This window comes from Ramlibacter tataouinensis, assembly GCF_027941915.1.
Classification (GTDB): domain Bacteria; phylum Pseudomonadota; class Gammaproteobacteria; order Burkholderiales; family Burkholderiaceae_C; genus Ramlibacter; species Ramlibacter tataouinensis_C.
The window spans coordinates 3,059,566-3,072,685 of record NZ_CP116009.1; the positions used below are offsets into that span (position 1 = coordinate 3,059,566).

Consider the following 13,120-nt stretch of genomic DNA (forward strand, 5'->3'; position numbering starts at 1 on the left):
CTTGGCCGCCGGCATCCGCAATCCCCCTAGCGTCCACGCGCCGCAACAGGTGCTTGGCGCATGCCCGCACGACTGCCCCGACACCTGTTCGCTGGTGACCACCGTGGCCGAGGGGAGGGCGATCCAGGTGCAGGGCAACCCGGCGCACCGGCCGACCGACGGCGTGCTGTGCGCCAAGGTCGCGCGCTACACCGAACGCACCTACCACCCCGACCGGGTGCTGCAGCCGCTGCGCCGGGCGGGGCCCAAGGGGTCGGGCCGGTTCGAGCCGGTGGGCTGGGACGAGGCGCTGGACGACATCGCCGCCCGCCTGTCGGCGATCGCCGCGCGCGACCCGCAGGCCATCCTGCCCTACAGCTACTGCGGCACCATGGGCCAGGTGCAGGGCGAGGGCATGGCGGCGCGCTTCTTCTTCCTGCTGGGCGCCTCGCTGCTGGATCGCACGATCTGCTCCACTGCCGGCTCCACCGCCCTGGTGCACACGCTGGGGGCCAAGGTCGGCATGAAGGTGGAGTTCTTCGCCGAGGCGAAGCTGATCCTGGTCTGGGGCAGCAACTCCATCACCAGCAACCTGCATTTCTGGCGGTTGGCGCAGGAGGCCAAGCGGCGCGGCGCGCGGCTGGTCTGCATCGACCCGCGCCGCACCGAGACGGCGCAGAAGTGCCACGAGCACCTGCAGATCCTGCCCGGCACCGACGCCGCGCTGGCGCTGGCGCTGATGCACGAGCTGATCCGCCACGACTGGCTGGACCACGACTACATCGCCCGGCACACGCTCGGCTGGGAGGCGCTGCGCGAGCGCGCCCTGCGCTGGAGCCCGCAGCGCGCCGCCGCCGTTTGCGGCATCGCGGCCGAACGCATCGAGGCGCTGGCGCGCGACTACGGCACGATCCGGCCGGCCGCGATCCGCCTGAACTACGGCATGCAGCGCGTGCACGGCGGCGGCAACGCGGCGCGCGCGGTGGCCTGCCTGCCGGCGCTGGTGGGCGCCTGGCGCGACCGCGCCGGCGGCGTGCTGCTGTCCAGCTCGGGCTGGTCCACCCTGGACAAGGCGGCGGTGCAGCGGCCCGACCTGCTGGCCGGCCGCACCCCGCGCACCCTCAACATGGTGACCATCGGCGACGACCTGCAGCGGCCCGCCTCGCCGGCCTTCGGCCCGCGGGTGGAGGCGGTGGTCGTCTACAACTGCAACCCGGTGGCGGTGGCCCCCGACTCGGCCCAGGTGGTGCGCGGCTTCGCCCGCGAGGACCTGTTCACCGTGGTGCTGGAGCACTTCCGCACCGACACCGCCGACTACGCCGACTACATCCTGCCGGCCACCACCCAGCTCGAGCACTGGGACCTGCACAGCGCCTACGGCCACACCGACGTCCTGCTCAATCGCCCGGCGATCGCGCCGCTGGGCCAAGCCCGGCCCAACTCGCAAATCTTCCGTGATCTGGCCGCGCGCATGGGCTTCACCGACCCGTGCTTCGCCGACAGCGACGAGGACCTGTGCCGCCAGGCCTGCGCCGGCCGCATCGACTTCGATGCGCTGCTGCAGCACGGCTTCGCGCCGCTGCCGGTGCCGGACGCGCCGTTCGCCGACGGCCACTTCCCGACCGCTTCGGGCCGCTGCGAGTTCTTCAGCGCCGCGCTCGCGCGGCAGGGGCTGGACGGGCTGCCCGACCACGTGCCCAACCACGAGGCCTACGGCAGCTCGGCGCGCTACCCGCTGGCGATGATCTCGCCGCCGGCGCGCAATTTCCTCAACTCCAGCTTCGTCAACGTCGATTCGCTGCGCGCCATCGAGCGCGAGCCGCTGCTGGAGATCCACCCGCAGGATGCGCAGGCGCGCGGCATCGCCGACGGCGCCGTCGTGCGGGTGTTCAACGACCGCGGCGAGTACCGCTGCAAGGCCCAGGTGTGCGAGCGGGCCCGGCCGGGCGTGGTCAACGGGCTGGGCGTGTGGTGGCGCAAGCTGGGCCTGGCCGGCACCAACGTCAATGAGCTCACCAGCCAGCGCCTGACGGACCTGGGCGCCGGCCCGGTGTTCTACGACTGCCTGGTGGACGTGCAACCGGCGTGAAGGGCAGGTGGCTGGTGGCATCGGCACTGGGAGCGGCGGTGGTGGCGGCTTCGCTGCTGTGCCTGTCGGGTTGCGCCAACCTGGGCTACTACTGGCAGTCGGCCACCGGGCACCTGCGGGTGATGAACGCCTCGCGTCCGGTGCAGGAGTGGCTGGGCGACGAGCGGGCCTCGCCCGGCCTGAAGCAGCGGCTGGAACTGAGCCAGCGCATCCGCAGCTTCGCCTCCGGCGAGCTGCACCTGCCCGACAACCCCAGCTACCGGCGCTACGCCGACCTGCACCGCAGCGCCGTGATCTGGAACGTGGTGGCGGCGCCGGAGTTCTCGCTCACGCTCAAGACCTGGTGCTTCCCCGTCACCGGTTGCGTGGGCTATCGCGGCTACTTCGACGAAGCCGAGGCCCGGGCCGAGGCCGACCAGTTGCGTGGCGAGGGCTACGAAGCCAGCAGCTACCCGGTTCCGGCCTACTCCACGCTGGGCTGGATGAACTGGGCCGGCGGCGACCCGCTGCTCAACACCTTCATCCACTACCCGGAAGGCGAGCTGGCGCGGCTGATCTTCCACGAGCTGGCGCACCAGGTGGTGTACGCGCGCGACGACACCATGTTCAACGAGTCCTTCGCCACCGCGGTGGAACGGCTGGGCGTGCAGCGCTGGCTGCAGGAAGAGGCGTCACCCGAGGCGCGCGCCGACTACGCCCGGTACGACGGCCGCCGGCGCGACTTCCGCGCGCTGACCCGGACCACCCGCGAGAAGCTGGATGCGGTCTATGACCAGAAGGCTTCGCTCGGCGACGAGGAGGTGCGGCGGCGCAAGGCGCAGCTGATGGCCGACTTCCGCGCCGACTACCGGCGGCTGCGCGAGGCCTGGGGCGTCGAGCCGGCGCGCCTGCGCGGCTACGACAATTGGGTGGCCGGTGCCAACAACGCCTCGTTCGGCGCGCAGAAGGCGTACGACGGGCTGGTGCCCGGCTTCGAGGCGCTGTTCCACTCGCTGGGCGGCGACTGGCAGCGCTTCTACGCCGAAGTCAAGCGGCTGGCCGCGCTCCCCAAGGCCGAACGACACGACTACCTGAAGCACAAGGAGAAGGGCCGTGCCTGACATCCACATCGAACGCGAACACAGCCTGGGACTGGCGCGCGCCCGCGAACTGGCCTTCAAGTGGGCCGAGGCGGCCGAGGACAAGCTCGACATGGAATGCACCTACGAGGAGGGCAAGACCTCCGACCTGGTCAGCTTCACCCGCTCGGGCGTCGACGGCGAGCTGCGCGTCACGCGCGACCGCTTCGAGCTGCATGCGCGCCTGGGGCTGCTGCTGGGCGTGTTCCGGGAGCGCATCGAGAGCGAGATCACCAGCAACCTGGACAGGCTGTTGGAGCATGGCGACCCCGTCACGGCGTTCGAAAAGGGCGTGGCCGAAGCCACGGGGCGGCGGGTGGCGAAGGAGGGGGATGCAGGCAAGGCTGCTGCGGCGGGCAAGGCGGCCAAGCCGGCGGCGCGCAGCCGCAAGGCCTGATCCAGCGCAACGCGCCTCCGCGTGGATCTCCCCCCGGCGCCGGGATGACGAAAGAACTCAGCCCCGCAGCGACTCGATCAGGTCGATGTACTGCTGCATCGCGTCGTCGCTGGACGTGCCCTTGAAGCCGTTCCAGGCGTCCCACTTGGCGCGCCCGACCATGTCGCCGAAACCGGGCTTCTTCTCGGCGTTGTCGCCCTGCGTGGCCTGCTTGTACAGGCCGTAGATCTTCAGCAGCGTGCTGTTGTCGGGCCGCTCGCTCAGGGTCTTGGAGTTGGCGACGGCGGCTTCGAATTCGGCTTTGAGATCGGCCATGGTGGGGGCTCCGGTGGGAAAGTCCGCGGTATCTTAAGCGGGCCTGCGCACCCACAATAGGCGCCGCTCCCCACCCGGACAAGGACACCCGCCATGGTCACCCGCATCGTTCGCAGCGTCGCCCAGCAAGCCGCCCGGAGCGCCGCCCGCGGCGCCGTGAAGCAGGCCCGGCGCGCGGCGCGCGGCGTGCTCGGCCTGGCCGCCGAGCGCATGAGCAAGGTCGATACGGCCTGGCTGCGCATGGACAACGAGCACAACCTGATGATGATCCTGGGGGTGTGGACGCTGCGTCCGGGCATCGACTACGAGGCGCTGTGCCGGCGGGTCCAGGAGCGGCTGCTCCAGTACCCGCGCTTTCGCCAGCACGTGGTGGAGGACGCCACCGGCGCCAGCTGGGTGGACACGGCGGACCTGGACGTGCACCAGCTGGTGGTGCGCGAGAAGCTGCCGCGCAGCCGCGCGGCCAGCCCGCAGGTCGCGCTGCAGGCGCGCGTGGGCCAGCTGGCGATGGAGCCGCTGGACCGCAGGCTGCCCCTGTGGCGCTTCCACCTGGTGGAGGACTACGACGGCGGCAGCGCGCTGGTGGTGCGCATCCACCACTGCATTGCCGACGGCATCGCGCTGATCTCGGTGGTGCTGTCCCTGGTCGATGGCGGCGCCGCGCCGCCGCTGCGCCGGTCGCGGGCGCCGGTCCACGGCGCCGGCGGCTGGATCGCCGACACGCTGCTCAAGCCCTTCACCGACCTCACCGTCAAGGCGCTCGACGCCGCCGGCGAAGGCGCCGCCCGTTCGCTGCACCTGCTGGAGGACCCGCACGCGGGGCTGGAGGGTTCGGTCGAACTGGCGCGGCTGGCCTACCAGGTGCTCAGCGATGCCGGCGCGCTGCTGCTGATGCCGGACGACGCCCGGACCCTGCTCAAGGGCCAGCCGGCCGGCAGGAAGCGGGTGGCCTGGTGCGACCCGCTGCCGCTGGACGAAGTCAAGGCGGTGGGCAAGGCGCTCAACTGCTCGATCAACGACGTGCTGCTGTCCTGCGTGTCGGGCGCTATCGGCGAGTACCTGCGCGCCCACGGCGACGATCCCGCCGGCAAGGAGATCCGCGCCATGGTGCCGGTGAACCTGCGGCCGATGGACCATGCCTGGAAGCTGGGCAACCACTTCGGGCTGGTGCCGCTGGTGCTGCCGATCGGCCTGGAGAACCCGGTCGAGCGCGTCTACGAGGTGCGCCGGCGCATGGATGCGCTCAAGGGCAGCACCCAGCCGCTGCTGGCGTTCGCGGTGCTGACCGTCGCCGGGTTGCTGGTCAAGCCGGCGCAGGACGCGATCCTGCGGCTGTTCAGCGACAAGACCACGGCGGTGATGACCAACGTGCCGGGGCCGCGCGAGAAGCTGCGCTTCCTGGGGGCGACGCTGGAGCAGTGCATGTTCTGGGTGCCGCAGTCCGGCAACATCGGCCTGGGCGTGTCCATCCTCAGCTATGGCGGCAACGTGCAGTTCGGCGTCATCGCCGATGCCGCCCTGTGCCCGCAGCCGCAGAAGATCATCGATGCCTTCGGGCCGGAGTTCGCCAAGCTGTCGTGGCTGACGCTGATGCTGCCGTGGGGGGAGGGGTAGGGCCGAACGCCCTCAGTGCTCCCGCTCCTGCCCCTCTTCCTCCTTCGCCGCCAGCCGTTCATGCTCTTCGCGATAGGGCTCGCCCAGCGCTTTCTGCTCCCTGCGTGACAGCACCTCCCGCGCCTGCGGGAAGAATTTCTGTTCCTCTTCCTGCAAGTGGTGCTCCACCTTCTGCACCAGCTTGCCGATGGCCTCCAGCCACCCGGGTGAGCCGGCGTCGGCCTTGTCCAGGTCCTCGACCATCTCGTCCATCTCGTGGTGTTCGGCGATGCCGTGGCGGGCGGCGTCGACCGTTTCGTCGTGTTCGATGAGCGGCACGTAGAAGGTGCGCTCCTCGGCGGTCTCGTGCGCGGCCATCTCGGCCTTGAGGTCGTCCAGCGCCTGCCGGCGCGGCCCGGGTTCGCCGATGGCGGTCAGCAGGCGCCGGCAGATCGCGCGCTGCCGTTCGTGGCTTTCGAGGAGGGCTTCGAAGATGTCCATGCCGCCAGTCTCGACGGGCCGGCGGCGCCAGGCTGTAGGCCGGGCCGCCGCCTGCCGCCCGGCGGCCACCTACTCTTCGAGTTCGGCCTGGGCCAGCGCGACGTCCAGCCGCTGCGTCGCATCCAGCGGCTCGATCGCCGCGGCCTGCTCGTACAGGGCCGTGGCTTCGGCCAGTCTGCCTTCGCCTTCGAGCATGACCAGCCCGTTGGCGTACTCGATCAGGCCGATGGCCGACCGGGGATTGAGCGCCAGCGCCTGCCGGAACAGGGTGAGCCCGGTCTCCTTCTTGGCCCCGTACGTCATGCCGCCGATCAGCGGGCCGACCTTGTCGATCACCTCGGCATGGAAGGCGCCCAGCGCGATGTGCGCGTCGGCATGGCGCGGGTTCAGCCGGATCGCCTTCTCGAACGACTCCTTGACCTTGCTGCCCAGCCCCTGGGCCAGCGCCTTGGCGACGCTGATCGCCTGGCTGTAGCGACCGAGCGCATAGCCGCGGTGGTGCCAGGCGCCGGCGTTGTTCGGCTCGCGCGCGGCCTGCGCCTCGGCGCGCTGCGCCACTTCCTGGAACAGCTCGAGCCGGGTCCTTTCCTTCTTTTCCAGGTAGGTGGCATAGATGCAGGCGGCCTTGTTGGCGACCGTGATCCCGCCGCCGCCGGCCGCGAGCCCGGCTTGCACCGCCTGCTGGAATTCGCCGCGGTGGTACAGCGTCCAGGCGTGCAGCACGGCGGAGTCCGCGGGCAGCGGCTCGGCGTCGCCGGCGTGCAGGCGCGCCCAGTTGCTGCGGACCTCATCGTCGCCGAAGCCGAAATCGCCCAGGTACGGGAACGCCGCCCACTTGCCCACTCTTGTCTCCCGATTGGCCTTGTTGCAGCCGCAGCGACTTATCGGCTGCCGGCCGTGTACGCCCCGGCCAGGCCCAGCAGGTGGGCGCGCTGGTCGGCGCGCAGGTAGGGTACCAGCAGATGCAGCAGGTGGTGGGCGCCGCGCAGCAGGGCGGCCTGCGCGCCGGCCGGCTCCAGCGCGTGGCGCGGGTCGCCCACGTATTCGAAGCTGAGCCAGTAGGTCAGCAACACCACCATGCTGGTGGCCATCGGTTCGGCCTCGCGCGAATCGATGCTGGCGCAGCCGCTGCGGTTGATGCCATCGAGCATCGCGCGAATGGCGCGGGCCTTGTTCTTCAGCACCGCCTGGAACTGGGTCTCCAGCTTGCGGTTGCGCGAGAGCAGGTCGTTCAGGTCGCGATAGAGGAAGCGGTACTGCCAGATCAGCTCGAACAGCGTGTGCAGGAAGAACCAGGCGTCCTCCACGTCGCGCACGTTGTCGGCGGCGGCGAGCAGCTCCGACAGCGAGCGCTCGTAGCGCTCGAACAGCGAGTTGACCAGTTCTTCCTTGGCCGGGTAGTGGTAGTAGAGGTTGCCCGGGCTGATGTGCATCTCGGCCGAGATCAACGTGGTCGACACATTGGGCTCGCCGAAGCGGTTGAACAGGTCGAGCGTCACCTCCAGGATGCGTTCGGCCGTGCGGCGCGGGGCCTTCTTCGCCATCAGCCGCGGACCCTGCGCGTCATGCCGCTGCCTGGCCGGCGCCCTGCACCAGCCGCCCCAGGTCGTCCAGCGTGCCGTTCAGCGTCGCCATCGCCTGCCCGAGGCGCGCCGGGCGCTGCGGCGGCGCGAGCAGCCTGCGGTCGTCCTGCAGCCTGTCGTCGCGCAGCCGCACGCCGTGGCGCGCCAGCTTGGGCGCGATCTCGGCCCGGCGCTCGCGCAGCAGGGCGCGCGTCTGCTGGTAGGCATGCTCGGCCAGCTGGCGCCGCTGGCGGTAGCTGAAGGTGTTGGCCAGGTACAGCTCGGGGTCGCGCCGGTCCGGCTCGATCAGCACGATGTCGGTGCCGGGATAGCTGCGCTCGTAGTGCTTCATGCCCAGCGCCATGCGCGAATGGATCATCGAGCGGAAGGTCTGGCTCAGCACCGCCGGCAGCCCGCCCTCGACGATGCGCGGGATGCCGCGCTCCCCGGCGCGCGCCGCAGCTCCGGCGTTGAAAGGCACCAGCGGGTTGATGCACAGCATCAGGTCCACGCCCTCGTCCAGCGCCACGCTGGCGTGCAGCGTCTTCTCCAGCGCGCCGTCGACGAAGTCGGCGTCGCCGATGCGCACCGGCGGGAACAGCCCCGGCAGGGCGGCGCTGGCCTGCACCGCGCGCGAGATCGGCACGTCGTCGAACCCCGGCCGGCCGAACGGGGCGGCCTTGCCGGTGTCCAGGTTGGTCGCCACCAGCGTCAGCCGGGTCGGCAGGCGGCGGAAATCGTTGGTGCGGCCGGGCCGCGAGAACGCCTCGGCCAGCCGGCGGTGGATCTCCTCGCTGGAGAAGATGCCGGTCGGCAGGGCCGGGCCGAGCTGCTCGAGGGCGTGCGTCAGCGGCTTGCGGCCGCCCGTGGCGCGCCACAGCGCCGAAGCCGCCAGCCGCGGCAGGCGCGCCAGCCGGCGGCCGAACTCGCCATAGGCCGGCACCATCAGCCAGGCCGGGTCGAACACTTCGCTGGCGGCGCTGTTCTCGATGAAGGAGGTGCACAGCTCGCGCGGGGTGAAGCCGTTGGCCAGCGACGCCGCGATGAAGCCGCCGGCCGACACGCCGACGTAGTGGTGGAGCCGGTTGAAGGCGATGCCCTGCAGCGAGTCCTCCAGCGCGCACAGCGCCCCGATCTCGTAGATCGCGCCGAGCGGTCCGCCGCCGGCGAGGGCGAGGGCGATGCGCGGCTGGTTGCTGCTTGTGCTCATGGACGCCAGTTTAGGTGGCGATGGAGGATGGGGTTGCTGCGATGCAGCATGGGCTGGCAGCGGGGTTCGTGCCTCAGTACCTTGTCATCCCGGCGCAGGCCGGGATCCACCTGCGGAACGCTGCGCGTGCGCAGGCGTCGGTTGGTGGAGGGGCGGGTCAGTCAGCCCGCAATGACAAGGAAGGGCGCCATCAGGCCGCCTTCTTCGCCGCCCGCTTGCGCGAGGGCTTGGTCGCCGGCGCCACCGTCTTCGCGCCTGCCGCCCGCGTGCTCTTGCGCGCGGGGGCTGCCGCCTTGCCACCCAGCTTCGCCACGTTGCGATTGAGTTCGTCGATGCGCGCGATCAGCGCATCCACTTCCTTGGCCGAGGGCACGCCCAGCTTCTTCAGCGCGCGGGCGACGCGCTCCTCGAAGATGGTCTCCAGCTTGTCCCACTGGCCCGAGGCCTTGGATGACAGGTCGGTGGCCATCAGCGCCATGCGGTTGGTGGCCTCGGAGATCTTCTCCTCGGCCACGGCCTGGGTCTTGCGCTGGATCGACAGGCCTTCCTTGACCAGCGCGTCGAAGACCTTGTTGCCTTCGCCCTGCGCCTTGGCGAAGGCGCCCAGCCCCGCCAGCCAGATCTGGCTGGCCGACTCGCGGACCGTGCTGGACAGGGGCACGCCGCCCTTGCCCTTCTTGTCTTTGCCACTGCCGTTGCTCGTGTCGGTGCGCTGGATCTTCTTGACCATGGTGCGGGACTCCAGGTGAGGGTGGATGGGTGAAGGCTGACTTTACGGCGCGGGGCGGCGCGCGGGTAGGCGCGGGCTCCTAAATGCGGCCGCGCCATCCGCCGCGTCTTTGGGTTAACGCGGAATCTCTGCGCCTGGCCTTTGCACCAGAATCCTTTGCAGCAAGCCCGCGCGCGCCCTCCATCCGCGCCGCCCACCCGGAGGTCATCCCATGCACTATTTCGTCACCGGCGCGACCGGCTTCATCGGCAAGCGCCTGGTCGGCAAGCTGCTCGAGCGCAAGGGCTCGGTGGTGTACTTCCTGATCCGCAAGGAAAGCGAGGCCAAGGTCGCGGCGCTGCGCGAGCACTGGGGCGTGCCGGCCTCGCGCGCCATCCCCGTGTACGGCGACCTCACGGCGAAGAAGCTGGGCGTCGCCGCGGGCGACGTGAAGCAGCTCAAGAACACGATCGACCACTTCTTCCACCTGGCCGCGGTCTATGACCTGGCGGCCGACCCGGAAAGCCAGGTCGCCGTCAACATCGAAGGCACGCGCAACACGGTGGAGTTCGCCAGGGCCATCGCCGCCGGCCGTTTCCACCATGTCTCGTCCATCGCCGCAGCGGGCCTGTACGAAGGCGTGTTCCGCGAAGACATGTTCGAGGAAGCGGAGAACCTGGACCACCCGTACTTCATGACCAAGCACGAGAGCGAGAAGATCGTGCGCAAGGAGTGCCAGGTGCCCTGGACGGTGTACCGCCCGGCGATGGTGGTGGGCGACAGCCACACCGGCGAGACCGACAAGGTCGACGGCCCGTACTACGTCTTCAAGCTGATCCAGCGCATGCGCCAGATCCTGCCGCCCTGGATGCCGGCGGTCGGCCTGGAAGGGGGCCGCGTCAACATCGTGCCGGTGGACTTCGTGGTCGATGCGCTCGACCACATCAGCCACAAGCCCGACATCGACCGCAAGTGCTTCCACCTGGTCGACCCGGTCGGCTACCGGGTGGGCGACGTGCTGGACATCTTCGCGCGCGCCGCCCATGCGCCCAAGATGAACCTGTTCGTCAACGCGGCGCTGCTGGGCTTCATCCCCAAGGGCGTGAAGAAGGGGCTGATGGCGGTGGCGCCGGTGCGCCGCATCCGCCAGGCGGTGATGAAGGACCTCGGCGTGCCCGAGGACCTGCTGGACTTCGTCAACTACCCGACGCGGTTTGACTGCCGTGAAACGCTGGCCGCCCTGAAGGGCAGCGGCATCGCCTGCCCGAACCTGAAGGACTACGCCTGGCGCCTGTGGGACTACTGGGAGCGCCACCTCGACCCCGACCTGCACATCGACCGCAGCCTCAAGGGCACCGTGGGCGGCAAGGTGGTGCTGGTGACGGGCGGCTCCTCGGGCATCGGCCTGGCGGCGGCGCACAAGTTCGCCGAGGCCGGCGCCATCACCCTCATCTGCGGCCGCGACCCGGAGAAGCTGCAGGAAGCCTGCGCCGAAGCCCAGGCCAAGGGCTACCGCTTCATCGCCTATCCGGTGGACCTGGCCGACATGGCCGACTGCGACCGCTTCGTGCAGCAGGTGATCGCCGACCATGGCGGCGTCGATTTCCTGGTCAACAACGCCGGCCGGTCGATCCGCCGCGCCATCGAGGCCAGCTACGACCGCTTCCACGACTTCGAGCGCACCATGCAGCTCAACTACTTCGGGGCGCTGCGGGTCACCATGGGCCTGTTGCCCGCCATGGTGGCCAAGCGGCGCGGCCATGTGGTCAACATCAGCTCGATCGGCGTGCTGACCAACGCGCCGCGCTTCTCGGCCTACGTGGCCAGCAAGGCGGCGCTGGACGCGTGGACCCGCTGCGCCGCCAGCGAGTACCAGGACCAGGGCATCACCTTCAGCACCATCAACATGCCGCTGGTGCGCACGCCCATGATCGCGCCCACCAAGATCTACAACAACGTGCCCACCCTCGCGCCGGAGGAGGCGGCCGACATGATCGCCGAAGCCTGCATCGCCAAGCCGGTGCGCATCGCCACCCGGCTGGGCATCACCGGGCAGCTGCTGCACGCCCTGGTGCCGCGCATCGCCCAGATCGTGATGAACACGAGCTTTCGCATGTTCCCCGATTCACCGGCAGCCAAGGGCGTCAAGGATGGCGCCAAGCCGCAGCTGTCGGCCGAAGCGGTGGCGCTGCAGCAGATGATGCGGGGGATTCACTTCTGATATGGCGCTGCCCGAGACCGTGCTGGATTCCGTTGCATTTCACGCCGAAGAGCTTTCTGCGCCAGTGCCATAATCGTCGGCTGCACGTCATCAAGAAGGCCGCGTGAGGCGGCCTCTCCCCCTGGAATGGACAGAAAAATCGCAGTGGTGGGCCTGGGGTACGTGGGCTTGCCGGTGGCCGTTGCCTTCGGCCAGGCCCACCCGGTGGTCGGCTTCGACATCAAGGCAGCGCGCATCGCCGAGTTGAAGGCCGGCAGGGACAGCACCGAGGAGGTGGCCCCGGCCGACCTGGCCCGCGCCGACATCCTGTTCACCGACAGCGTCGATGAGCTGCGCTCGGCCGACTTCTTCATCGTGGCCGTGCCCACCCCGGTGGACTCGGGCAACAAGCCGGACCTCAGCCCGCTGGTCGGCGCCTCGCGCTCGGTCGGCAAGGCGTTGAAGAAGGGCGACATCGTGGTCTATGAATCGACGGTCTACCCCGGCGCCACCGAAGAAGACTGCATCCCGGTGCTGGAGCAGGTGTCGGGCCTGAAGTTCGGAACCGATTTCACGGTGGGCTACAGCCCCGAGCGCATCAACCCGGGCGACCGCGAGCACACCTTCACCAAGATCAAGAAGATCGTCTCCGGCTCCGACGCCCGCACGCTGGATGTCGTGGCCGGGGTCTACGGCTCGGTGGTCACCGCCGGCGTGCACCGCGCCAGCAGCATCAAGGTGGCCGAGGCCGCCAAGGTGATCGAGAACACCCAGCGCGACCTGAACATCGCGCTGATGAACGAGCTGGCGGTGGTGTTCAAGCGCATGGGCATCGACACGCTCGAAGTGCTGGAGGCCGCCGGCAGCAAGTGGAACTTCATCCACTCGCGCCCCGGCCTGGTGGGCGGCCACTGCATCGGCGTGGACCCGTACTACCTGACGCACAAGGCCGAGCAGCTGGGCTACATCCCGCAGGTGATCCTGGCCGGGCGCCGCATCAACGACAACATGGGCCGCTTCGTGGCGCACAGCACCATCAAGCTGATGCTGCGCAACAGCCAGGACGTGCCGCGCTGCCGGGTCGGCGTGCTGGGCATCACCTTCAAGGAGAACTGCCCCGACATCCGCAATTCCAAGGTGGCAGACGTGGTGCGCGAGCTGCGCGACTGGGGCGCCGAGGTGGTCGTGCACGACCCGCACGCCGACCCGCACGAGGTGCAGGAGGAGTACGGCATCGCCCTGGGGCGCATCGATGCGCAGAACCCGGTCGATGCCCTCATCGTGGCGGTGGCGCACCGCGAGTTCAAGGCCATGAGACCGGCCGAGCTGCGCGCCCTGGTGCGCTGCGAGCGGCCGGTGCTGGCCGACGTCAAGTCCATCTTCCCGCGCGCGGAGCTGGAAGCCGCCGGCTTCACCGTGTGGCGGCTGTGAGCGCGAGAGCTTTCCC

At 69.9% G+C, this 13,120-nt stretch carries 12 protein-coding genes; 6 read left to right on the top strand and 6 right to left on the bottom strand.

The window, feature by feature from the left end; genetic code table 11:
- Position 1: 1 nt before the first annotated feature.
- Genes PE066_RS14620 through PE066_RS14630 form a run of 3 tightly spaced genes read left to right on the top strand, consistent with a single transcriptional unit; the run spans position 2 to position 3,583 of the window.
- Entirely contained in the window at positions 2-2,068 is a 2,067-nt protein-coding gene (locus PE066_RS14620; RefSeq protein ID WP_440480607.1) for a molybdopterin-containing oxidoreductase family protein, read from the top strand.
- On the top strand, positions 2,065-3,168 hold the full coding sequence (locus PE066_RS14625) for an aminopeptidase (RefSeq protein WP_271233262.1): 1,104 nt from the start codon (positions 2,065-2,067) through the stop codon (positions 3,166-3,168). The genes PE066_RS14620 and PE066_RS14625 overlap by 4 nt, the downstream gene beginning before the upstream one ends.
- A complete protein-coding gene (locus PE066_RS14630; protein WP_271233263.1) occupies positions 3,161-3,583 on the top strand; it encodes a polyhydroxyalkanoic acid system family protein in 423 nt (140 codons plus the stop codon). Before PE066_RS14625 ends, PE066_RS14630 begins: the two co-directional genes overlap by 8 nt.
- A 57-nt stretch (positions 3,584-3,640) precedes the next feature.
- On the opposite strand, the gene PE066_RS14635 is transcribed toward PE066_RS14630, so the two are convergent.
- A complete protein-coding gene (locus PE066_RS14635; protein ID WP_271233264.1) occupies positions 3,641-3,898 on the bottom strand; it encodes an acyl-CoA-binding protein in 258 nt (85 codons plus the stop codon).
- A 93-nt stretch (positions 3,899-3,991) separates the two neighbouring features.
- Between PE066_RS14635 and PE066_RS14640 the strand changes: the two genes are divergently transcribed.
- The gene (locus tag PE066_RS14640; protein ID WP_440480534.1) at positions 3,992-5,512 is read left to right on the top strand and encodes a wax ester/triacylglycerol synthase family O-acyltransferase; all 1,521 of its coding nucleotides are present in this window, start codon (positions 3,992-3,994) and stop codon (positions 5,510-5,512) included.
- A gap of 12 nt (positions 5,513-5,524) precedes the next feature.
- Here the strand turns inward: PE066_RS14640 and PE066_RS14645 are convergent, their stop codons facing one another.
- From PE066_RS14645 to PE066_RS14665, 5 genes are all read right to left on the bottom strand, one after another.
- The gene (locus tag PE066_RS14645; protein ID WP_271233265.1) at positions 5,525-5,992 is read right to left on the bottom strand and encodes a hemerythrin domain-containing protein; all 468 of its coding nucleotides are present in this window, start codon (positions 5,990-5,992) and stop codon (positions 5,525-5,527) included.
- Between the two features lie 69 nt (positions 5,993-6,061).
- Positions 6,062-6,835 carry a hypothetical protein gene (locus tag PE066_RS14650; protein WP_271233266.1) on the bottom strand — a complete coding sequence of 258 codons (774 nt, stop codon included), beginning with the start codon at positions 6,833-6,835 and terminating at the stop codon, positions 6,062-6,064.
- 38 nt (positions 6,836-6,873) lie between these two features.
- A complete protein-coding gene (locus PE066_RS14655) occupies positions 6,874-7,536 on the bottom strand; it encodes a TetR/AcrR family transcriptional regulator (RefSeq protein WP_271233267.1) in 663 nt (220 codons plus the stop codon).
- Between the two features lie 19 nt (positions 7,537-7,555).
- Entirely contained in the window at positions 7,556-8,764 is a 1,209-nt protein-coding gene (locus tag PE066_RS14660) for a patatin-like phospholipase family protein (protein ID WP_271233268.1), read from the bottom strand.
- Between the two features lie 190 nt (positions 8,765-8,954).
- Entirely contained in the window at positions 8,955-9,494 is a 540-nt protein-coding gene (locus PE066_RS14665; RefSeq protein WP_271233269.1) for a phasin family protein, read from the bottom strand.
- A gap of 211 nt (positions 9,495-9,705) precedes the next feature.
- On the opposite strand from PE066_RS14665, the gene PE066_RS14670 reads away from it, so the two are divergent.
- Both PE066_RS14670 and PE066_RS14675 read left to right on the top strand, forming a co-directional pair.
- The gene (locus PE066_RS14670) at positions 9,706-11,694 is read left to right on the top strand and encodes an SDR family oxidoreductase (protein WP_271233270.1); all 1,989 of its coding nucleotides are present in this window, start codon (positions 9,706-9,708) and stop codon (positions 11,692-11,694) included.
- A gap of 126 nt (positions 11,695-11,820) precedes the next feature.
- Entirely contained in the window at positions 11,821-13,104 is a 1,284-nt protein-coding gene (locus tag PE066_RS14675; RefSeq protein ID WP_271233271.1) for a nucleotide sugar dehydrogenase, read from the top strand.
- Positions 13,105-13,120: the final 16 nt, after the last annotated feature.